Below are 21,824 nucleotides of genomic sequence, written 5' to 3'. Positions count from 1 at the left end.
ATCTCCGTTAGCCCAGTCCCAGACCGCGAATGCTGGAGGTCAGCGTCCCAACGGTCAGCGCCCAGCCATCAATAAGCACAAACAGCATCAGCTTAAAGGGCAGCGAAACGATCAGCGGTGACAGCATCATCATCCCCATCGCCATCAGTACGCTGGCGACGATCAGGTCGATCACCAGGAACGGAATGTAAATCATAAAACCTATCTGGAAGGCGGTTTTGAGTTCGCTTAGCACATAGGCGGGAACGATAATGGAGAGATCCTGATCGACTGCATTCCCTTTCGCGTTGGCGATCTCCATGATCTGCGCAATCGCTTTTTTATTGGTCTGCGCCAGCATAAAGCGCTTCAATGGCGAGGCGGCCGTGCTTAGCGCGTCGGGGAGCGTGATTTGATCGTTTTCAAAAGGGACAACGGCATGATCGTAAATGTTGATCCAAATTGGGCGCATCACCAGCATGGTTAACGACAGCGCAATGCCAATCAATATGCGGTTCGGCGGCGTTTGTTGCAGCCCTAACGCCTGACGCAGCAGGGAAAGAACAATAATAAAACGGGTAAAACAGGTCATCATCAGCACCAGGGTAGGCAGAATGCCCACCAGGGTCATCAGGATCAGGACCTGGATTTTTACGCTGTACTCCTGGCTATTTCCGTGCGAAATCACATTCAGCAACGGGATATCTCCCCCTTGCGCGCAGGCAAAGGGAGAAAGGATGAGTAACGAGATACCCAGTAAGAGCGTGAGTGTTGGCGCGCGTTTCATGGTGCAAGGTCGTTGATTTCATGCGTGTTGAATTCAAGGACGCGCAGGCCATATTTTTCGTTAACCACAACCACTTCAGCCTTACCTAGCAGGATATTATTGACCTTGATATCCAGCGGTTCACCGGCGAGTTTATCCATCTCAATGACGGTGTCGTCATCAATGTTCAGCAGGTCGGCCAGCATCACCTCCACGGACGAAACTTCCAGCGTTAGCGTGACCGGAATACGTTTGAGTAATGACATCGACTCGGAAAAACGGTCTTCTAAACGCGCCACCAGCTTTTCTGTAACAGACGGCGCGGGTGGCGTAGTCGCTTCGGGGGCTAACTCGAAACCTTGCTCTAAAATATCTTCTGGCTTACTCATAGGATTTCTCCGTCTTGCTCGTTAATTCGGACAAAAACAGTTTGTCTTTATCCTCTACGATCAGGGCATTAAATAATTCGGATTTCCCGATATACACAGGGAAAGTATCAGGCATCGCAATCGGTAAAATATCGCCGGGTTTAATCGTCGTCAGGTCGGCAACATTCAGCGGAATTTCTGCAATCTTCACGTTCATGGTTAGCGGCAGCGTATGGATAATTTCTTTGATCAGCGTTTTTTTACGCGTCTCAGCGCTGGCTTTATCAATCTGCTTTTTTTTCTCGCCGTGCTCGCTATGGCGGATTAAATTCAGAATGTAATCGGTATGCGAGTCGTCCAGTAAGATGCGGAAACTGCAATTCTCATCATCACCTAATACAAATGTAAGCTGATAAGCCCAGTGGGTTTGTATGGTGCTGCTGTCGGGTTTGAGTGTCAGTGGAATACCGGATATATTTTTATTAAAAATGGTATTACAAATATCCAGCGCCAGTCTGCTTCGCAACCGGATTTCTGTTTTGGTTGGTAAATCATCCTGTGACTTCTCGTCGGCGAGAGATGATGCCAATCCATAAAAGTTACCTAATAACATTAATAATAATGCGCGGTCGATATCAAAGGCCAGATGTCCAACCTGAGAAACTAATAATTCCGCACTTTTATTGATAACATCCATCTCACAGTGTATTTTTTTAAGTGTTATATTTGTGCGATGTTTTTTCAGGAAGTAGTTTCCAAGATGTGATTCAATTGTATCAAAACTTCCCGTAAACATAGTCGGCAGACGATGATATGGACGTCCAAGCCGGTTTCCTTCAAGTTTAAAGATTCCGGGCGTTTGACTATATTTCAGCATGGTACGCTTTCTCAGCTGTAATTTCTGGGGCGGTTGAATTGATATCAAATCCCGCGGTTATCAAAAGAAATACAAATTCGTTTAATTTATTGTTCATCCTTGACGCTATTCTCATAGTGTTGAAGTCCATTAGATACGAAATACCGTACCCACTCACGTCTATGGAGTAGGGCTGGATATTAGATATTTTACCCCTCTCCTCTGCAAGTTATTAATGGCGTTAGGTTGTAATTAAAAAATAATTAATTACATATACGTGATGTTTCTCGCTTACTGCTTGTCCCAGATTAGGCTTCCCCCTCATGTCTATTTTTTATGCTATATTTAAATCAAGTCATTGTTTTTAAATGAATAATATTTTTATTATCTTTTAATTTGAGATTGTTAATGGTACTGGTGTTAGTATTTTTTTAGGAAAAACCCTATTTGAAAATAGTCTTCGATAGGGCTGCCCTTTGATGGGGTGGTAAAACATGAGCAAGGATGGGATTAAGACATGGCACGGGCGATATCTATTATTCGATGATTGTGCTTTGGAATGATTTGTATATTTCTCGTAACGGATGTTAACTTTACTTCTAAGTGTAAATGATCATGTTTGAACTTATTGCCGAAGCAGCCTCAAGCATTAATGTTTTTTCAATGGCAAGGCGTATTGCTGCTTTTAATGTTCCTGTACTTATCCATGGCGAAACCGGTACGGGTAAAGAATGTATCGCCAAATTTATCCACTCGATTGCATTTGCGCAGGAGGCTTCAGCGCCTTATATCGGCGTGAACTGCGCCGCTATTCCTGAAAATATGCTTGAAGCAACGCTCTTTGGTTATGATAAAGGGGCGTTTACCGGGGCGGTGGCCACCGTACCGGGAAAGATGGAATTAGCCAATAATGGTACATTATTGCTGGATGAGATCGGTGACATGCCTTTGGCGCTACAGGCCAAAATACTGCGTGTATTACAGGAACAACAGGTTGAGCGTTTAGGCAGTAACCGTCTAATCAAATTAAATTTTCGTTTAATCGCCTGCACCAATAAGAATCTTGAAGAAGAGGTGGCCGCAGGACGCTTCAGAGAAGATCTCTATTATCGCATGTCAGTGATTCCGTTGACCATGCCGCCTTTGCGCGAGCGTATGGAAGACATTATTCCGCTGGCGGAATCCTTTATTAAAAAATACTCCACGGTGCTGGTAAAAAATATCAAGCTTTCTGAATCGTCACGCCGGGCGTTACTGAGCTATGCGTGGCCGGGTAATGTGCGCCAACTGGAGAACGCCATTCAACGAGGAATGATCCTTAATCGTGATGGCGTCATTTATCCCGATACGTTAGGCCTGCCATCCATTGAGTCCGATTCCTGGAGCGAGCCGCAATGGCAGCCAAAACCCACTGCGCAAATCACCACCAGCGACAATCTGGGCCAGCATGGTCGCAGCGCGCAATATCAATATATCGCTGACCTGATGCGCAAATATCAGGGTAATAAAACCAAAATCGCTGATTTATTAGGAATTACCCCACGTGCGCTTCGTTATCGTCTGGCATCAATGCGAAAACAGGGAATAGAAATCTTTTCCTGAATCAGTCTGTGGTACCGAGAACGCTTTTCTAATTTTAAGAGTAAGTCATGAGCATAAATACGATAGCCCCAGCCAGTACGATGCAGACGCAAATGATGCAGGACATGCAGCAGATGAAAGCGGTCGCACAAGCCCCTGTCCTTTCGCCGATGCAGATTAACGCCGTGGGTGCGCAGTCTGCATCATCTCCGGTTTCGTTTGACCGTGTTATGCAGGGCGCGCTCAACCATGTTGATCAATTTCAGCAGAGTGCAGAGCAAAAACAAACGGCCATCGAGATGGGGAAAAGCGATGACCTGGCGGGGGCGATGATCGCCAGTCAGCAGGCATCGTTATCGTTTTCCGCGCTGGTGCAGGTACGTAATAAAGTCGCTTCCGGATTCAACGACCTGATGAGCATGTCAGTCTAACGCTATGAATGAACTAATAAAAAAAGTAACTCAGTTTTTACCCTCGTTCTCTTTCAGGCTGGATGGTAATAAACGCCTGGCATTACTGGCGGCAGCGGCTATTGCGGCCACCACCATTATTGTCAGCGTGTTGTGGAATGGCAGCCACGGCTATGTTTCGCTTTACGGTAGCCAGGAGAATATCCCGGTTTCGCAGATAGTCACCGTGCTGGATGGTGAAAAACTGGAATACCGCATCGATCCGCAAAGCGGACAAATTCTGGTTCCGGAAGAGACTCTGTCTAAAACGCGAATGACGCTGGCGGCGAAAGGCGTGCAGGCCATGCTGCCCAGCGGCTATGAGCTGATGGACAAAGACGAAGTGCTGGGCGCCAGCCAGTTTGTGCAAAACGTCCGCTACAAGCGGAGCCTGGAAGGCGAACTGGCGCAAAGCATTATGACGCTGGATACCGTAGAGAGCGCCCGTGTGCATCTGGCGCTCAATGAAGAGAGTTCCTTTGTCGTCAGCGACGAGCCGCAAAACAGCGCCTCGGTGGTGGTGCGTCTGCATTATGGCAGCAAGCTGGATCTCGACCAGGTGAATGCCATCGTGCACCTGGTATCCGGCAGCGTGCCTGATTTGAAAGCTGCGCAGGTCAGCGTTGTCGACCAGGCGGGGAATTTATTGTCCGATGGTATTGGCGCGGGTGAAGCGGTTTCTGCGGCGACGCGTAAGCGCGACCAGATCCTCAAAGATATTCAGGATAAGACCCGCGCCAGTCTCGCAAATGTTCTCGACTCGCTGGTCGGAACCGGTAACTACCGGGTAAGCGTGATGCCGGATCTCGATCTGAGCAATATCGACGAAACCCAGGAGCATTACGGTGACACACCGAAGGTGAACCGTGAAGAAACGGTGCTGGATAGCGATACCAACCAGATCGCTATGGGGATCCCTGGCTCGCTGAGTAACCGTCCTCCGTTGGCGGCAAATCAGGTGGCGAATGGCACCAATGGAACCGCGCCAGAGGAGTCTCACCAGCCAGCCGCACTGTCAAAGCACAGTGAGAACAAGCGCGACTACTCGTGGGATCGTAGCGTTGAGCATATCCAGCATCCTGGTTTCGACATTAAACGTTTAAATGTGGCCGTGGTACTTAACCAGAGCGCGCCTGCGTTGAAGAACTGGAAACCGGAACAAACCACGCAATTGACGGCACTGTTAAATAACGCCGCCGGGATTGATGCCAGGCGTGGCGACAATCTGTCCTTATCGCTGCTTAATTTTGTGCCGCAGTCGATTCCCGTCGAGCCGGTGGTCCCCTTATGGAAGGATGACAACATTCTGGCCTGGGTGCGTCTGATTGGTTGCGGCCTGCTGGCTCTGCTGTTGCTGCTGTTTGTTGTTCGTCCGGTCATGAAACGGTTGACCGCCGAACGTCGCCGGACGTCGACGCCAGAGCTGGCGCTGGACGCCGCACCGATCGCGATTCCTGCGGACAAACCCCATTTTGCGGCCGCTGAAGATGAGCGCAAAAATATCGAACTGCCTTCTTTCCCTGGTGACGACAGCCTGCCTTCGCAGAGCTCCGGTCTGGAAGTGAAGCTGGAGTTCCTGCAAAAACTGGCGATGAGCGACACCGATCGCGTAGCTGAAGTTCTCAGACAATGGATTACCAGCAATGAGCGAATTGACAATAAATAACGGCAGCAACAACAGCTACCTGGAACAGGCCGCAATTTTATTGCTGTGTCTGGGCGAGGAGGCGGCAGCTACGGTGATGCAAAAACTCAGCCGCGAAGAGGTGGTTCGCCTGAGTGAAAACATGGCGCGTCTGTCTGGGGTAAAAACCAGCATGGCCAAAAAAGTGATCAATAACTTTTTTGATGAATTCCGTGAGCAGAGTGGTATCAACGGCGCATCGCGTTCCATGCTGCAAGGGATCCTTAATAAAGCGCTGGGCACAGAAATCGCCAGTAGCGTGATCAACGGCATTTATGGCGATGAGATCCGTTCGCGGATGGCGCGTTTACAGTGGGTGGAACCGCGCCAACTGGCGATACTGATCTCAGAAGAGCATTTGCAGTTACAGGCCGTATTCCTTGCCTTCCTGACGCCAGAGATCTCGGCTACGGTACTGTCTTACATGAATGAGTCAGTACAAAACGAGATCCTCTACCGGGTTGCCAAACTCAACGATGTAAACCGCGACGTGGTGGATGAGTTGGATCGTTTGATCGAGCGTGGGCTGTCGGTGCTCTCCGAACATGGTTCGAAAGTGAAAGGGATCAAGCAGGCCGCGGATATCGTTAACCGCTTCCAGGGGAACCAACAGGTGATCCTCGATCAACTGCGCGAACGCGATGAAGATGTTCTCGAACAGTTGCAGGACGAAATGTACGACTTCTTTATTCTGAGCCGCCAAAGTGACGAAGTGCGCCGTCGTCTGCTCGACGAAGTGCCGATGGAAGACTGGGCGGTGGCGCTGAAAGGTACCGAAGCGTTGTTGCGTCGTTCGATTTATGCCGTGATGCCTAAGCGTCAGGTACAACAGCTGGAGGCGATAACGTCGCGTCTGGGGCCGGTTCCGGTGAGTCGTATTGAACAGATACGCCGTGAAATCATGGGAATTGCCCGCGAGCTTGAGGAAGCGGGTGAAATTCAGCTACAGCTGTTTGCTGAACAGACGGCGGAGTAACACATGGCAATTGAAACCATTCGTGGTCGTTACCGGCTGCACCGCTTTCCTCCTCGCCAGCGCCATCTGCAGACTGAACAGCTTACGCCGGGGATCACACCGGCGGATTATCAGCGCCAACTGATGGACGGCTTCCAGGAAGGGCTGCAAAAAGGTTTTGAACAAGGGATGACAGAAGGCCAGGAGCAGGGCTTTCAGGAAGGTCATCAGAAGGGACACGATGAAGGCCGTCGTCAGGGATACACTGAAGGCAGCCTGGCCGGGCAGCAGGAAGGGCGCAAGCAGTTTGAACGAGCCGCCCAGCCGCTGGAGGCTATCTCCGGCAAAGTGAATGACTATCTGGCGCACGTTCAGCGCAAACAGCGGGAAGACCTGTTGCAGCTGGTTGAAAAGGTTACCCGCCAGGTGATTCGTTGTGAGCTGGCGCTGCAACCGACACAGCTATTATCGCTGGTCGAAGAGGCTATTTCGGCCTTTCCGGCGATGCCTGAGTCGCTACAGGTGCTGCTGAGTAACGAAGAATTTAACCGCATTAAAGATGCCGCTCCTGAGAAGGTCGCTGCATGGGGACTGACGCCATCTCCCGATCTGCAGGCGGGCGAATGCCGGGTGATTACCGATAAATCCGAGCTGGATATTGGCTGCGAGCATCGACTCGAGCAATGTATGTCGGCACTCAAAGAGTCGCTGCTGCCGGAGCCGACGGGTGAGTGATCTTTCCAGCTTCGACAACGCGCTGCGTTCCATTGAGTCGATCCCTTTAGCCCGGGTTGCCGGACGACTGGTGCGCGTGAACGGCATTTTGCTGGAGAGCGTGGGCTGTCCGCTGGTGACAGGCCAGTTGTGCCGCGTTGAAAGCGCCAACCATACGCTGATCGACGCGCAGGCGGTGGGATTTAATCGTGATATCACCTACCTGATGCCCTTCAAACACCCCGTCGGACTGATGGCGGGCGCACGCGTATTCCCCGAAGAAAAAGCTCAGGAGATCCTGATTAGCGAAAGCTGGTTGGGGCGGGTGGTCAATGGCCTGGGCGAACCGCTGGATGCCAAAGGCCGTCTGACCGGCAATGATGTGCTGCCGCCGCAGGCACCGTCTATCAATCCCCTCACGCGTCGGTCGGTGAACCAACCGCTGGATGTAGGTGTAAAAGCAATCAACGGGTTGTTAACTATCGGCAAAGGCCAGCGCGTGGGCTTGATGGCCGGCAGCGGCGTGGGAAAAAGCGTGTTGTTGGGGATGATCACCCGCCAGACCAAGGCCGACATCGTGGTGGTGGGGTTAATTGGTGAGCGTGGCCGCGAGGTGAAAGAGTTTATCGATCATTCACTGGGCGCGGAAGGGTTGGCAAAATCTATCGTCGTCGCGGCTCCGGCGGATGAGTCGCCGTTGATGCGTTTGAAAGCCACCGAGCTGTGCCACTCTATCGCGGCCTGGTTTCGCGATCGCGGACATCACGTTTTACTGCTGGTGGATTCGTTAACCCGTTATGCCATGGCGCAGCGCGAGATTGCGCTGTCGCTGGGGGAACCTCCGGCAACGAAAGGCTATCCACCGTCGGCGTTTGGCATGATCCCCAAGCTTGTGGAAAGCGCCGGCAACAGCGAAAGCGAAGGCTCAATGACCGCCATTTACACGGTGCTGGCGGAAGGAGACGATCAGCAGGATCCGATCGTTGACTGCGCGCGCGCGGTGTTGGATGGACATATCGTTCTTACCCGTAAGCTGGCGGAAGCCGGGCATTATCCAGCTATCGATATTGGGCAGTCGATCAGTCGATGCATGACGCAGGTTACGCCCAACGAACACCAACAGTCGGCTCGTCTGCTAAAACAAAACTACGCCGCCTATATGGAAATTAAGCCGCTGATTCCGTTGGGGGGCTATGTTGCCGGAGCCGATCCCGGCGTTGATAAAGCTGTCAAAGCGTTCCCCGCTATCGAGCGTTTTCTGCGTCAGGAGGTGAGTGAACCCGCCTCACTTGAGCTGGTGCAAGGTCGCTTACAGGCCCTTTTCCCCCAGGCAAAGAAAACGGAGGGTAAATAATCATGCGACAAATTATCGATACCCTGGCGCAATTGCAGCGCCTGCGGGATAAATCAGTCAAAGACATGACGGTCCAGCTGGCTAAACAGCAGCAGGTCTGTACCGGCTTTGACAATAACATCAAAGCACTGGGCTACCTGATTCAAAAAACCGGCACTGGCGTAGAGGTCCCTTCCGTTGAATCTCTCAAAAACGTGACCGGATATAAAGGCACGTTACGCACGGTTATTGCCTGGCAAGAGCAGGAGAAAACGCTGGCTAAAATCAAAGAGCAGCGTATTCAAAAAAATCTGGTTGCCGCGGCCTGCGAAGAGAAAATTGTCGCCATGACGCTCGATGATAAACGCGATGAACTGAACAACGAGGCGTTGGTAAAAGAGCAAAAAGCCGTGGATGAGATAGCCGCGCAGTGCTGGTTAAGACAAAAATGTAATTAATCTTATTTATTTTGCCATTCATATATCAGGAAAATTAATGCTTAATGAGAACTGGATTGTTGAGCTAAGCAAGAAACTTACTCCAACAATAAAAGTAAATTATATTGAAAACATGTATCGACATGAAATTGTCAATGGCGCTGATGATCTTTCATGCGTTGGTATTGAGTTGGGGGTTGCTAAAGGTATCTTTTCTAAGAGAATGATAGATAGCGGTAAATTCTCATCATACTATGGTGTTGATTTATATGGTGATATCCATGACATCAACGAATATAAAGAAACGTTAAAATACGTCGGGCTTAGCAATAATTACAAATTGCTTCGCATGTCCTTTGATGATGCTCTTGATATATTTGATGATGAGTTTTTTGATTTCATTTATATAGATGGTTTTGCTCACACTGGTGAAGAAGGCGGGAAATCAATTGCCGACTGGTTTTGCAAATTGAAAATTGGTGGGGTTCTTGCTGGCGATGATTACCATGCTGATTGGCCATTAGTCGTGTGGGCCGTAAATGATTTTGTTAAAAAAACAGGGTTGCAACTAACGGTTACCAGAAGTGTTGAATCTCAAAAATATTGCCAGTATCCGACCTGGTTTGTCGTTAAGGAACAGAATATAAAAATTGAACCGGATGAAACATTAATGAAAGTAGCAATGTTAGAGAAAGAAAGAGTTCATAATAACCGAATGAAAAGACTTGGTAGTATTTAGTCACTTATTATCGCGTTTAACGTGTGATAGAGGTTAGTCAATGAACGTAATTATAACCTTCGGCACATTTGATGTTTTTCATATTGGGCATTTACGTATTCTTCAGCGTGCCAGGCAGTTAGGTGAGCGATTGATCGTGGGTATTTCCTCTGATGCTTTAAATATACAGAAAAAAGGGCGTAAGCCTGTTTATAATCAAAATGAACGGATGGATATTGTTGCCGGGCTGAAATGTGTCGATAGTGTATTTCTTGAAGAGTCATTGGAAAAAAAAGCAGATTACATTCGGCAGTATAGTGCAGATACGTTGGTAATGGGAGATGACTGGGCTGGGCGCTTTGATAGTCTCTCTTATCTTTGCGAAGTAGTGTATTTCCCCAGAACACCGTCAATATCGACAACTTCGATTATTGAGGTGGTAAAGAAATATTAATCGTTAGACAGAAAATGCCTTAGTGCATGGCTAAGATAAAATGATTAGCAATCTGTTGTTATAATTTGATTGCTAATCAAGCCAACCACTAACAAGATTTCTCTTAATAATATTCGCTCTAATTAGTTTGTCAATAATCGGATTCTTTAATGATTCAGACGTCGTGTCAGCATCTCCTATAATATGCCGAAATGTGTCTGGTGTCATCGTGAATAGTAGCGTGCTGAAAGTACAGATGATTGCAGATGGCGCTAAACCAATCACCGGTAAAATTTCAAACGGAATATGGTTAGGCAAGGTGTAGATATTATCGCTGGCAAATGCGGAAACTATTTTTGCTCTATTCTCAGGAGAGTTAATTGGATGGGCTTTGAAAATAATATTATCATCAGGTTTGATGATCCCTGCTGCTCTCATCTTTTGAATCTTGATGATTTGTTTTTCTGTAATCGCATCATCTTTCTGGCGGTTAAAATATCCAGCCCCCATGTACAATAAGCTATTTTCTTGTTTGATTTCTTTCTTTATTTCGTTGATGGTGGTGTTTGTTAAATTCAACAGTGAGAGGCAAAATGCAAGCTGTTTGGGGTTGAGCGTTTTGATATCTGCAGTTGCTAATGCTGTCGTGTTTTTTTGTATCGATCTCTGGAAAGGTGAAGGTGAATTCCATCTTTGTTGGTACTGATCCATTAGATGATAGGTGACATCAAAAAAATTATGCCATAGGTAATTCATCAATAATGGCCAGGATTCTCTTAGATAGCCAGAGAAGGCATTGGTTTCATTTTGCAGGATAGCCTGTAAATATTTAATATGAACGGCACTCACTTCTGGAAAAACATTGCTGCTCATTTCACTAAGTTGTAGCCTCTCACCGATACTGCGTATGCCGTCATCGTATAGGTGTATCTTTATTTGTTCTTTTTTTAGTAACTTAGATATGGAGGCAATAATGGGATATAGCTCAACATTGGTAAATACAATGTTTGAGTGAATCTCAACCATTTTAGGCTGAGTTTTTTGAATGGCATTGATTATTTTAGATATAAAGTCTGGTGTGATCGCATACGCCTGTTTTATGTAATAAGCATTTGTTCCTTTTAACTGAAATGGCGTCACTTCATTGCGGTACCAGCATATGATTTTAAGCGTTTTAGGATCATATGCGCACTCCGCAAAGTTCAACATTTGCGGGATGACGGGCACGGAACCAGATGAAAGATATATTTTTAAAATATCCATGTTGTTAATCTTCAATCATAGTTGATAGTGGTTGTATTGTCTATTTGACATTTTAATTTGCGATGTCTTTAAGTATGTCTATAATTAAGGATTCCAGTTTCTGGCAGGCATTAACATTATCAGACGGGTATAAACTGGCTACGGCTTGCTCCCTGTCTACTGCTTGCTCATCCTTAAATAGGGCTTGATGCAACATACTGATAATGTTATCCCGAGTAAATTTATAACGAAAATTACTGCTTATTGGCAATAATGTATAATTAGGTTCGAAATTGGCGTGTTCACCAGGTGCAATATCCAGTGTTAACACTGGTTTTTTAGTTAACAGGAAATCAAACATGATAGATGAATAATCTGTTATCAACGCATCAAATTTATTAAGAAATGGGTAGACATCCGTCTCGGCATCAATAAAATAAAAATTGTTAATCTTTAGTGCGTTACTGTCAAAATTCACTGCCCGGTATGGGTGCGTCTTTATAAAAACGTCTATATTGTTTTTACTGGTATATTGAAGGATTTGCGTAAGCATCTCTCGACTTAAGAGATCGGTACTGTCGAATCGTTGCCAGGTTGGAGCAATAAAAATCTTCTTCCTTTTGCTGGCAAGACCTTTCATTGTTCTGGCATCAAGTTTTGCGCCGAGTAACTCTAATGGTGTGATCTTGCGCAGTAATACCTCATTCCGTGGGTAGGATGCGTTGATAATATTATCGCAACCAAATACTTCTCGCCAATAAGGATTTAAAATCTCTGCGGTACTTAATACGTAATCAGCACGGGAGGCCCAGGCTAAAGATGTACCAAAATCAGGAATGGTCATGCTAAAATGGGGCGTTAATTGTAATAACAAGTTTTTAACCGAAATACCATGCCATAACTGAATATGTTTTGCCCCCTCCAGACATGCAAAGTATGACCAGTTTTTATGTAGACTATGATGCGGATTAACGCAGAAAATAGCTATCTGGGCTTCTAATAATAAATTAATGGTTTCATCATTGTTTTTACCTAACAGATGCACTGGTAGATGATGCTTTTGCAACATGTCATAAACTGCTTCATTCCATGTACACCATATGCATTCTAGCTGCGGATTTTTCACCATATGCAGATATAAGTATTTAGTATTATCAGCAAAGGCATCGCGATCAAAGAACAGAATTCTTTTTTTATTTTTGGTCTTTTTTCGCGAAGTCTGTGCCAATACCTGGTAGAGACGATGATCTACAGCGGGAGAATTATTCATATACCCTTTGATACCTTTTAATTGATGATCAACTAAACAGCTTTTTCTGCAAACTGTGCAGCAACGTATTAGTTATTAGCGGCTGCGGCGCTTTTACCAGACTATCAATCTCCTGAGCCGCCCGTTTGCCCGCCTGACCATCCATAAACGCATCACAATAATGGTGGCGAATTTCGGCTAACGGTGCTTCAAGCGCAGTCCAGTCAAATGCATCAGACAGCGCACTGCGCAACGCCTGTATATCCTGGGCTACCGGGAGAACGTCGCGGATACGTTGATCGGCGCTGTCTGGGGTCGAGAAACTTTGTTGGCCATCCAGCAGCGAGGTCATCTCTGGCCAGCTCAGTAAAATGACGCGTTTATTCATATGAATGGCATCAAAAATAAAGCCGCTGCTGTCCGTCAGGACGTAATCTGCCTGCGCCATAAGCGCCAGCAGGTGCTGCGGATCGTCAATTCGGTTTTTTAAGTAGCGCTGCGCCAGCACCAGCGAGGCACTTTCTTCCGGCCTGTGCAGAGTGCCATGGTGCAGTTTGGTGACGACGTTGTATTCATGGCTTAATCGACTTAGCTGTTGTGCCCAATGGGGGAGCGAGCTTAGCGCGCCATAGGTTGGCGCATACAGGATGGTCTGCTTTTTCGCATTTAGCTTCACGCTTTTTGGCAGTGCGGTATCGTAAGTATGGTTATGCCATTCATCGAAACGGGGATTACCCACCACTTTGGCGCTGCCGCCAATATCAACCGCGTGCTGGCTATAGTGGCTGTAGCAGAGAATTCGATGATAAAAGGCATTCCACCAGGCATGATTCCATGCTTCTTTCGCCAGTCCATACATCGTCCGTACATGGGTATCCGCCAGCCCGTTCAGTAACGGGGTGTAATAAGGGCTGACAAGACATTTGAAGCGTTGACGTTTCTCAATCACCACAGAAAGACGCGTTCCGCCCAACAGGGGATCGTTAATGGTTTTAATTGTTGCGGTCATTTCATCCAGAAACGACGCGTGTATTTTGTCGCTGACCAATAGAGAGCAGGTGTGCCCCATCGCCTGTAGCGCGGTTATGATCGGGCGATAGACCGCGTAGTGCAGCGACGTTTCCATATAGAAACCAATAGCATCTGTTCGGGGGGCAGTAGAAGGGAGCGGGGCATCAGTCAGTGCGTTGACGGCATCGGTTTTCTTATTGATTTTATTGAAGTAGTAGCCAATATTATCGGTTTCTTTTTTCTCGATATCGCTATAACCTGGGCGCTGATAGCAGCTACTCGGATAGCAGGAAAGCCATTTTCCGTCACGTAGCAGCGGCTGCCACTGTCCTTCGAGGGTCTCTGAAAGGTCATATTCCATTTGCTGAGCCAGAACCGGGTAATAGCTGTTGTTAACCAGATAGGCGCACACCTTATTGCAATCGCGGGCATGAATCATCCCAGTCAGGCTTTTTAATATGCTTCCGCGTTTAATTTCGCCGCCGAGAAGAATGACCTCCCACGGAAATTTAGGCAGGGCATTAAGCAGCGAGCTAAGTACCCGAATATGTTTTTCTTGTTTCAGAATAACGGCGTCATCTTCAAGCAGCAGGTAATTTTTCCATCCCATTTGTTGTGCCAACTTGAGTGCCCGAAGATGGGATTGGCGGCGACCAATCTGGCCGTTAGTGGCAACTGACGCGGCAATGCGGGTGATCTTTTCCTTTGGGAAATTGAGAAACCCCAGCTCTTGTTGGATGTGCGCTAAACGATCCGGGCGTGAGTCCAGGTTTACGATCACCACCTGATCGATATAATCCCACTGGATCGGTTGATGATGAGTGGCGTTATGCAGGCTTTGATACCAGTTTTTCAGCATCGGGTCGGTAATCGCCTGCGCCAGCGGGGTTTCCAGTGGTTCGCTGCTTCCCAACACAAAGTCTTTGTCGAACGTATTTTGGCTGTGTGAGATACAAATAATGGTACGTTCACCCGGCAATTGCAGCGGGTTCGCGGTGAACTGGTTAGTGAATCCCTTTTCTTCACCTAAATTACACTCATCATCATAGCGGTGGTTCTTCAGGTAATTACGATGGTAACAGAAAGTGCCGTTGAGAATATTTTGTGGGCCAAAGCTGCGTGTTTTGAATATCCGGTTGATGTGGCTGTACCAGATGGGGATTTGATCGGAACCTGAAATCAACGCCCGGTGGCGCTGCATCATGTCGATGGTGTAAGAGATTTTATCCGCTGGATAATAGTCATCATCATCCATACAGAGAATATATTCACCTACCGCCAGCGCATTGAGCATATTGCGCTTTTTACCCAGATCGAGCTTTTCCGGGTGGTAGATATAGCGAATATTATATTTCTCTGGGTGGTTCTGCGTTAGCCGGTCAATGATCGACTGATGGCTTTGCGGAGAATCATCCAGGATCACCAGTTCCCGCCGGTCAGCAGGGTAGTCCTGATAACGGAACATATACAGCAAATAGGGTAAGAAAACGCCGCGGTTCCATGTTGGCGTGATAACGCTGACAAACGGTTTTTCGCGGCCAGTGTCGAGCGTTTTAACGATGCCAGTCAGGGCGGAACGTGCTTTAGAGGATTCAGACATGGTGATGTGTATTCGCGGTTCGAAAAAGGACCGGGCATTCGCCCGGCCAACAGGCACTAACGTGTTATCAGGGAGAACGCCGAGAGCAGTGGATCTCCCGGCAGCATGTCCAGAATATGCTGACGTAACGAGTGGGCGCTCTCGCTGTTGCGCCACGCTTCAAACAACGCGAAAAGGGCGTAAATTTCGTCATGGTTTAGCGCAGAATCATCCATCGTCCACAGGCAAAACAGAGTGCGAATCATAAAGACGTCAGCCGCCAGCCAGAAGAAACGCTGCAGTGTGCTTTCACTCTCATGCTGCGGGAAGGTGTCGTGGTACAAGCGATAAATCAGATAGTTGCTGAAAATCCATGCTTCTTGAGCGAAATGGCGCTCCCAGGTCTGCAGCCACTGATCCTGTAACTGCTGCTGAAGCATGGCTTCACTGTTCGCATCCTGCAGCATCAGCAGGCTGACCTGCAGAGGTAATGTGAGTTTACGCGTACTTTCCGGCAGCAGATCCCAATTGAATTCACAACTGCCCATACGGGTAATTAATTCACGCTGTAGCTGTGGCAGGCTGGGCAGTTGCGCAAATTGCTCCTGCAGTTTTCCTTCCTGTACATGGCCTGCGAGGATCTGTGGCAACGATGCCAGCTTTTCCAGCACCGCTTCACTATCGCCTGGGCATTTTTCGGAAAAAGAGAGCATGATCCCCAGCGCATACAGGCGCAGCTCCGGCGATAAACCTGGAAGCGTGATGGTATGCAGAGCGGATTGATTCAATACCTGATCGCGTGGGGATAGCGCCGGGCTGTCCGGGTTGGCCGCACATTTTGAATGATGCAAGACAAAGGTATTGGGATCGCCTAATGCAGCCTGACAGCTGGCCGGATCGGTTAAGACCAGACTCTGACGCACTTCCGTTTTCCAGCACAGGTTAACCCGTAAAGCGGAATCCGGATGGCGGGATAAAAACAACCGGACAAAGTCAGGTTCATAACAATCAATCATACTCATAATCTGTTCTCAGCAATCCCAATATTCAAAATCTGTTTATGACGTTGCAATATCCATGCCTGAATTTTAATTCATTTATATCAATTAGTTAGGTGAAGCGCGGAAAGCAGGTTTCCGCGTCAGGGAAGGGCGTTTAGCGCTGGTAAATAAAATCCGGCTCGGTACCTAAAAAAGCCTGAATAAATTCATACTGGCGGATCAGCAGATCGCCGTTTTTTTCGTTGTACGCCTTGCAGCGTTTCGCTTTTAGCTCAAGGCTTTGCCACCAGCCCTCTGCGGCACTTTTCTGCACGCCCGGCAACCAACTAAAGACCTGCTCTATTCCTGCACGATTGACGCTTACGCCCAGCAGTTGCAGGATCGAACGGCGCTGTTGGCTGCTGTTTTGCAACTGCTCATAATGCTGTTGAATAAGTTCATTGATGGCCAGCAGCTTGTCGCTGTCGCGACGGATCATACACAGACGTTGTTGTTCCAACTGGTGTCTGAGCACGTCATACCGCGTTCCGTCTTCACGAATGCCCTGAAGCAGAGTTTTCACCTGCTGTAGCCTGGTGCTCACTGTTGTAGCCTCTTATTTCTGGAAAAAGCTGAGCATGTCCCCAGCCAGTTGATCGGTATCAACCTGCAAATCGCCTGAGGCCAGCATGGCCTGCATTTGCGCCACTTTGTCGTAATCAACGTCACTTTGCGTATCACTGTTCAGCGTTTGCTGCGCCGTTTGCAATCCCGCCTGAGTAATATCATCGGCGGAAAGCGATGCGGAACTGGACGTGCTCGTCTGCACGCTGCTCTTGTCTGCACGTGCCTGTTCGGTTGTCGATGCAGGGCGATTGCCAGGCAGACTCGGGGTAATTTTCATAGCAACCTCGTACATATTCCGTTGGGTTGGTTATCTGTTATTGACTAAAAGCGGCGGCAATAGAGGAAAACTTTAATCCCATCACAAAAAATCCCTTCACTGCTCAGCCGTTAACGTGGTGACCACGCCGGTATCGTCCACCACACCGCTGATGATCCGCTGGCTGCTGCTATTACGAATTTTTATCACATCCCCTTTACGACCATTCTTCAACGCCACGCCCGGCATTGAGGCGGTAATGCCAGCCATATGGGAGACGATCATCACTGGCTGGTCGCGTTTAACCAATACGGGCTGAACCAGCTCGCTACGGGTAATTGGTTTACCCGGTTGCAGGGCACGCTTGCTGGTGAGGCCAATTGCTTCATCCATATTTGTTATCAACCCTTCCCGCTGGTTGCTGATATTGAATTTTTTAAGCTGCAGGTCGTCGGCTGTAATCACCGCATCTCGGGCAATCAACGACTTTGGCATCACTACCGGCACCGACACGTCGGGGCGCACTGCAACGTTATATTTCCAGCCCGCATTGCCTGGGCAGGTCACCATAAAGTTCATTCGTGACAAGGCCATTTCTGGGGAGGCACTGGAGGTGATCTGTGGCGCCGACGCGCATAGCGCGCTGGTACTCACGGCTGAGGGGATATAGATATTGAACGTGTAGCGATAGTCCTGCCACTGCTGTTTGTGCGCCAGTGTGTCGATTTCATGACCGGCGGCAGTCAGAACCAGTGCGTTGATCTGTTCCCGGGCGCTGTGCTGAATGGGATGGACGGCGGCATGTACGGGTAAGACGCAGCATAAAGCCAGCATTATCTCCGCGGCAAAGGGGAAAGAAGGCTTCCTTACGTAGGAGGGTAGTTTCATAAAGTCATTTCTCATCAATCACTTAAAAGTTGGCATAGTTATTGCTAGTAATGGCGATATCTACGCAGGAGTGATGCAAGAAATGGGAATCAGTTTTCAGCAGGCATTGGGTGTACATCCGCAGGCAGTGAAGTTACGTCTTGAGAGGACCGAGCTACTGACTGCGAATCTGGCAAACGTCGATACACCAAATTTCAAAGCCAAAGATATTGATTTTGCCGCTGAGATGCAACGGGCAAGTCACACAAATGTTCTGCCCGAGGCTGACGTGAAATACCGGGTGCCGATGCAGCCCTCAGAGGATGGCAATACCGTAGAACTGAATACCGAGCAGGCCCGGTTTTCACAAAATAGTATGGATTATCAAAGCAGTCTGACTTTTTTGAATCTGCAACTTAGCGGAATCAAAGAAGCCATCGAAGGAAAATAACCATGTCGTTTACTGATATTTACCAGATTTCTGGCTCGGCGATGACGGCGCAAACCATCCGTCTGAATACCGTCGCCAGCAACATGGCGAATGCGGAATCTCCTGCCAGCAGCGAGGCGCAGGCCTATAAAGCGCGCAGCCCGGTTTTTGCTGCGGTTTACAACAATAGCCTGATTGGCGCAAACAACCGTCACGGCATTGATGGCGCCAGCGTGCAAGTGCAGGACGTGATGCAAAGTGGCGGGGCGGTGAAACGTTATGAGCCGCATCACCCAATGGCGGATCAGAACGGTTTTGTCTGGTACCCGGACGTCAACGTGGTCGAGCAAATGGCCGACATGATGTCCGCATCACGTGATTTTGAAACTGATGTTGATGTGCTGAATAACGTCAAAAGTATGCAGCAAAGCTTACTCAAACTGGGAGAAGTGTAATGAATACCCTGGCTCTGTATGCCCAATCTCAGGCGCTGGCTTCTTCTCAGGAGAAGACGACGGTGGCTGAAAATACTGGGAGCGCCACGGCGCAAAGCAACAACCTGGGGGATAGCAGCTCTTCCTCTACCTCGTCAACCACCGATACCAGTGGAACCAGCGGCACACCGACGACGACAACGTCCACGGAAACGTCCGCGGTCGACACGTTTCTGACGCTGTTCGTAGCCGAAATTGAAAACCAGGATCCTACCGATCCGACCGACCCAACGGCCTATATCGACCAGCTTTCTTCCATGGCGCAGGTAGCGATGATGGAAGAGATGAGCGTTCAGGCCAATACCAACGCCGTGCTGATGAGCAACATTCAGGTGATGGCGCTGGGGAATATGGTCGGCGACGACATTATGGTGCAAACCACCTCGCTGGATATCGAAGATAACAGCAAGGAGATCCAGGGACGCGTCACGCTGGATGACAGCTGTACCGATGTGGATTTGCACTTTACCGATGAAGCGGGTGATGACTACACCGTGTCGCTGATTCCGGAAGGTGAAACCTCCGTCGGACCCGGCCAGGTGGATTTCGACATCAATCCTGCGGATTACGGCATCCCGCCGGGTGACTACAGCGTGTCCGTGGTGACCAATACCGGGGAAGAAGAAGTGCCGATTGAGGTGACGGGCAAAGTGGAAGATGTGCGTATTCCGCTCGATGGCAGCACGCCGGTGCTCAACGTTGACGGCGTTGGCGAAGTGCCATTCACCATGATCACCCAGTTTGGCGTACCGGACAGCACCGATGACACCACGCCGCCTGACACTGACGACGGCAGCGATAACGCCGACAGCAATACAGTGCTCTGATTTAGTTTACATTACAGGAAGAAACAATGAGTTATGAAATTGCAGCGACGGGGCTAAACGCCGTCAACGAACAACTGGACGGAATCAGTAACAACATCGCGAACTCCGGGACGGTCGGTTATAAATCAATGACTACCCAGTTCTCCGCGATGTACGCTGGGACGCAGGCGATGGGCGTGAGCGTGGCGGGTTCCGCGCAAAGCATCTCCACCGGTGGCTCGATGGTCTCTACCGGCAATGCGCTGGATCTGGCGATCAACGACGATGGTTTTTTTGTCATGTGCGACAGCGCAGGGAACATCTCCTATACCCGGGCCGGCTCCTTTGTGACTGACAAAAACGGCTATATCGTCAATGCGTCCGGTGATTATCTGCAAGGCTATCCGGTTGATGACAGCGGCACGCTGCAAACTGGTACCGTGACCGATATCCAGATTAAAACCGGCAATATCCCGGCGCAGGCCACGGACAGCATGACCTTTACGGCCAACTTTGACGCCAGTGATGAAACGATCGATCGCTCAAGCGTGCAGTTTGATGCCAACAACAGCGATACCTATACCGACAGCTACACCACCACCGTGTATGACTCTCTGGGTAACGAGCACTCGGTCAGCCAGTATTTTACCAAAACCGCGGATAACACCTGGGAAGTGCAGTACACCTTTGATGGTGAAGCGCAGACTGGTGTACCGCCAACCACGCTAACCTTCGATCCGAATACCGGCAAGCTGACCTCTCCGACCACGCCGCAAACCATCACCTTTACCACCGATGAAGCCGCGCCGATCTCGATGACCGTCGACTACTCCGACTGTACTCAGTACGGCTCTGATTTCTCGGTGACCACCAACTCCGCGACCGGTTATGCCTCCGCAACGCAAAACGGCGTGCAGGTGGATGACGACGGCAAAGTGTACGCCACCTACAGCAACGGTGAACGTATGCTGCAGGGCCAGGTTGTACTCGCCACCTTCCCGGACGAAAACGGGCTGGAAGCGGTAAGCGGTACCGCGTGGGTGCAGACCGGTGAATCCGGTACGCCGCTGATTGGCACGCCTGGCTCCGGCTCTTGTGGCACGCTCTCCTCCGGCATGCTCGAAAGCTCCAACGTGGATATCACCAACGAACTGGTCAACCTGATGACCGCCCAGCGTAACTATCAGGCGAACACCAAGGTGATTTCGACCAGTACGCAGTTGGACCAGGCACTCTTCCAGGCGATGTAAGGCTAAGAAATGGATCGGTTGATTTATACCGCACTAAGCGGCGCCACCCAGACGCTGCTGGAGCAGCAAATTAGCGCCAACAACCTCGCCAACGTCAACACCAATGGTTTTCGTGCGGATATGGCGATGGCGAGTAATGACAAAGTCAAAGGCGGTGGCTTCGACACGCGTTTTATGGCGAAAGAGAGTCCCAGCGGCGTCAATGACAGCACCGGCGTGGCGGAAAAAACCGAGCGTCCGCTCGATGTCGCCATTCAGGGAACCGGCTATATCGCCGTGCAGGATAAAGCAGGAAACGAAGTTTATACCCGCAACGGCAATATCCAGCAGGACGATCAGGGTCAACTGACCATCGACGGCAACATTGTTCTCGGGGATAACGGCCCGATTATTTTACCGCCGAATGCGATTGCCTCTTTCGGTAGCGACGGCACGCTCTCCGTCACACCTGACGATGGCGATGTCACTGCCACGATGGATATCGATCGCCTGAAGCTGGTGGATATTCCGGTCGCCAATCTGGCGAAAAATAGCGAGGGGATGCTGGTGACGGCGGACGGCGTACCGGCACAACGCGATGAGAACATCAAAGTGAGCGGCGGCTTTCTGGAAGGCAGTAACGTGTCTGCGGTGAGCGAAATGATGTCGTCCATTGCGATGAACCGTCAGTTCGAAGCGCAAATCAAGATGATGAAAACGGCTGAAGATCTCAGCGACTCAGGCAACAGGCTGCTACGCGGCTCCTGAGCCGTAGTCTTTA

At 49.2% G+C, this 21,824-nt stretch carries 24 protein-coding genes; 14 read left to right on the top strand and 10 right to left on the bottom strand.

The window, feature by feature from the left end:
* Positions 1–7: 7 nt before the first annotated feature.
* From fliP to OGV57_RS16480, 3 genes are read right to left on the bottom strand one after another with little or no spacing between them, the layout of a single operon-like run.
* Complete coding sequence (gene fliP / locus OGV57_RS16490; protein ID WP_003843837.1) at positions 8–766, bottom strand: flagellar type III secretion system pore protein FliP; 759 nt, start codon at positions 764–766, stop codon at positions 8–10.
* Complete coding sequence (locus OGV57_RS16485; RefSeq protein ID WP_003838856.1) at positions 763–1,134, bottom strand: FliM/FliN family flagellar motor switch protein; 372 nt, start codon at positions 1,132–1,134, stop codon at positions 763–765. The genes fliP and OGV57_RS16485 overlap by 4 nt, the downstream gene beginning before the upstream one ends.
* A complete protein-coding gene (locus tag OGV57_RS16480; RefSeq protein ID WP_003838855.1) occupies positions 1,127–1,990 on the bottom strand; it encodes a FliM/FliN family flagellar motor switch protein in 864 nt (287 codons plus the stop codon). Before OGV57_RS16480 ends, OGV57_RS16485 begins: the two co-directional genes overlap by 8 nt.
* A gap of 594 nt (positions 1,991–2,584) precedes the next feature.
* On the opposite strand from OGV57_RS16480, the gene OGV57_RS16475 reads away from it, so the two are divergent.
* Genes OGV57_RS16475 through OGV57_RS16435 form a run of 9 tightly spaced genes read left to right on the top strand, consistent with a single transcriptional unit; the run spans position 2,585 to position 10,294 of the window.
* On the top strand, positions 2,585–3,571 hold the full coding sequence (locus OGV57_RS16475; protein ID WP_003838853.1) for a sigma-54 interaction domain-containing protein: 987 nt from the start codon (positions 2,585–2,587) through the stop codon (positions 3,569–3,571).
* 47 nt (positions 3,572–3,618) lie between these two features.
* On the top strand, positions 3,619–3,981 hold the full coding sequence (gene fliE, locus OGV57_RS16470) for a flagellar hook-basal body complex protein FliE (RefSeq protein WP_032939102.1): 363 nt from the start codon (positions 3,619–3,621) through the stop codon (positions 3,979–3,981).
* Between the two features lie 4 nt (positions 3,982–3,985).
* Positions 3,986–5,665 carry a flagellar basal-body MS-ring/collar protein FliF gene (fliF, locus tag OGV57_RS16465; protein WP_054528097.1) on the top strand — a complete coding sequence of 560 codons (1,680 nt, stop codon included), beginning with the start codon at positions 3,986–3,988 and terminating at the stop codon, positions 5,663–5,665.
* Positions 5,643–6,659: a flagellar motor switch protein FliG gene (locus OGV57_RS16460; RefSeq protein ID WP_003838846.1), complete on the top strand. Its 1,017-nt coding sequence runs from the start codon at positions 5,643–5,645 to the stop codon at positions 6,657–6,659. The genes fliF and OGV57_RS16460 overlap by 23 nt, the downstream gene beginning before the upstream one ends.
* Before the next feature lie 3 nt (positions 6,660–6,662).
* On the top strand, positions 6,663–7,373 hold the full coding sequence (fliH, locus tag OGV57_RS16455; protein WP_054528098.1) for a flagellar assembly protein FliH: 711 nt from the start codon (positions 6,663–6,665) through the stop codon (positions 7,371–7,373).
* Positions 7,366–8,706, top strand: a complete 1,341-nt coding sequence (fliI, locus tag OGV57_RS16450) for a flagellar protein export ATPase FliI (protein ID WP_054528099.1) — start codon at positions 7,366–7,368, stop codon at positions 8,704–8,706. The genes fliH and fliI overlap by 8 nt, the downstream gene beginning before the upstream one ends.
* Positions 8,707–8,708: 2 nt before the next feature.
* The gene (gene fliJ / locus OGV57_RS16445; protein WP_016149602.1) at positions 8,709–9,143 is read left to right on the top strand and encodes a flagellar export protein FliJ; all 435 of its coding nucleotides are present in this window, start codon (positions 8,709–8,711) and stop codon (positions 9,141–9,143) included.
* 37 nt (positions 9,144–9,180) lie between these two features.
* Positions 9,181–9,861, top strand: a complete 681-nt coding sequence (locus tag OGV57_RS16440; RefSeq protein WP_016149603.1) for a class I SAM-dependent methyltransferase — start codon at positions 9,181–9,183, stop codon at positions 9,859–9,861.
* A gap of 40 nt (positions 9,862–9,901) precedes the next feature.
* On the top strand, positions 9,902–10,294 hold the full coding sequence (locus OGV57_RS16435) for an FAD synthase family protein (RefSeq protein WP_016149604.1): 393 nt from the start codon (positions 9,902–9,904) through the stop codon (positions 10,292–10,294).
* A 72-nt stretch (positions 10,295–10,366) separates the two neighbouring features.
* On the opposite strand, the gene OGV57_RS16430 is transcribed toward OGV57_RS16435, so the two are convergent.
* The 7 genes from OGV57_RS16430 to flgA form a co-directional block, all read right to left on the bottom strand.
* Entirely contained in the window at positions 10,367–11,536 is a 1,170-nt protein-coding gene (locus tag OGV57_RS16430; RefSeq protein ID WP_016149605.1) for a polysialyltransferase family glycosyltransferase, read from the bottom strand.
* Between the two features lie 52 nt (positions 11,537–11,588).
* Positions 11,589–12,785 (bottom strand): CDP-glycerol glycerophosphotransferase family protein, encoded by a 1,197-nt coding sequence (locus tag OGV57_RS16425; protein ID WP_016149606.1) that lies wholly within the window; start codon positions 12,783–12,785, stop codon positions 11,589–11,591.
* A 28-nt stretch (positions 12,786–12,813) separates the two neighbouring features.
* Positions 12,814–15,375, bottom strand: a complete 2,562-nt coding sequence (locus tag OGV57_RS16420; protein ID WP_054528100.1) for a glycosyltransferase — start codon at positions 15,373–15,375, stop codon at positions 12,814–12,816.
* Positions 15,376–15,431: 56 nt separating this feature from the next.
* Positions 15,432–16,376 (bottom strand): hypothetical protein, encoded by a 945-nt coding sequence (locus OGV57_RS16415; protein WP_054528101.1) that lies wholly within the window; start codon positions 16,374–16,376, stop codon positions 15,432–15,434.
* 133 nt (positions 16,377–16,509) lie between these two features.
* A complete protein-coding gene (gene flgN / locus OGV57_RS16410; protein WP_003838829.1) occupies positions 16,510–16,938 on the bottom strand; it encodes a flagellar protein FlgN in 429 nt (142 codons plus the stop codon).
* A 12-nt stretch (positions 16,939–16,950) separates the two neighbouring features.
* Positions 16,951–17,238, bottom strand: a complete 288-nt coding sequence (flgM, locus tag OGV57_RS16405; RefSeq protein ID WP_003838827.1) for a flagellar biosynthesis anti-sigma factor FlgM — start codon at positions 17,236–17,238, stop codon at positions 16,951–16,953.
* Positions 17,239–17,334: 96 nt separating this feature from the next.
* Positions 17,335–18,105 (bottom strand): flagellar basal body P-ring formation chaperone FlgA, encoded by a 771-nt coding sequence (flgA, locus tag OGV57_RS16400; protein ID WP_016149609.1) that lies wholly within the window; start codon positions 18,103–18,105, stop codon positions 17,335–17,337.
* A gap of 82 nt (positions 18,106–18,187) precedes the next feature.
* Here flgA and flgB point away from each other — a divergent pair, with 82 nt between their 5' ends.
* The 5 genes from flgB to OGV57_RS16375 are packed head-to-tail and all read left to right on the top strand — an operon-like array spanning position 18,188 to position 21,811.
* Positions 18,188–18,535, top strand: coding sequence for a flagellar basal body rod protein FlgB (gene flgB / locus OGV57_RS16395; RefSeq protein WP_003838822.1), 348 nt, complete (start codon positions 18,188–18,190; stop codon positions 18,533–18,535).
* A 2-nt stretch (positions 18,536–18,537) separates the two neighbouring features.
* A complete protein-coding gene (gene flgC / locus OGV57_RS16390; RefSeq protein ID WP_003843812.1) occupies positions 18,538–18,969 on the top strand; it encodes a flagellar basal body rod protein FlgC in 432 nt (143 codons plus the stop codon).
* Positions 18,969–19,835, top strand: a complete 867-nt coding sequence (locus OGV57_RS16385) for a flagellar hook capping FlgD N-terminal domain-containing protein (RefSeq protein WP_003843811.1) — start codon at positions 18,969–18,971, stop codon at positions 19,833–19,835. The genes flgC and OGV57_RS16385 overlap by 1 nt, the downstream gene beginning before the upstream one ends.
* Positions 19,836–19,861: 26 nt before the next feature.
* On the top strand, positions 19,862–21,064 hold the full coding sequence (flgE, locus tag OGV57_RS16380) for a flagellar hook protein FlgE (RefSeq protein ID WP_003838817.1): 1,203 nt from the start codon (positions 19,862–19,864) through the stop codon (positions 21,062–21,064).
* A 9-nt stretch (positions 21,065–21,073) separates the two neighbouring features.
* Complete coding sequence (locus OGV57_RS16375) at positions 21,074–21,811, top strand: flagellar basal body rod protein FlgF (RefSeq protein WP_003838815.1); 738 nt, start codon at positions 21,074–21,076, stop codon at positions 21,809–21,811.
* The last annotated feature ends 13 nt before the right edge of the window (positions 21,812–21,824 follow it).

The organism is Citrobacter sp. Cf087 (assembly GCF_030334285.1).
Classification (GTDB): Bacteria; Pseudomonadota; Gammaproteobacteria; order Enterobacterales; family Enterobacteriaceae; genus Citrobacter; species Citrobacter freundii.
The sequence above is the reverse complement of the archived record's forward strand: the minus strand, read 5'-3'. Positions and strand labels throughout refer to the sequence as shown.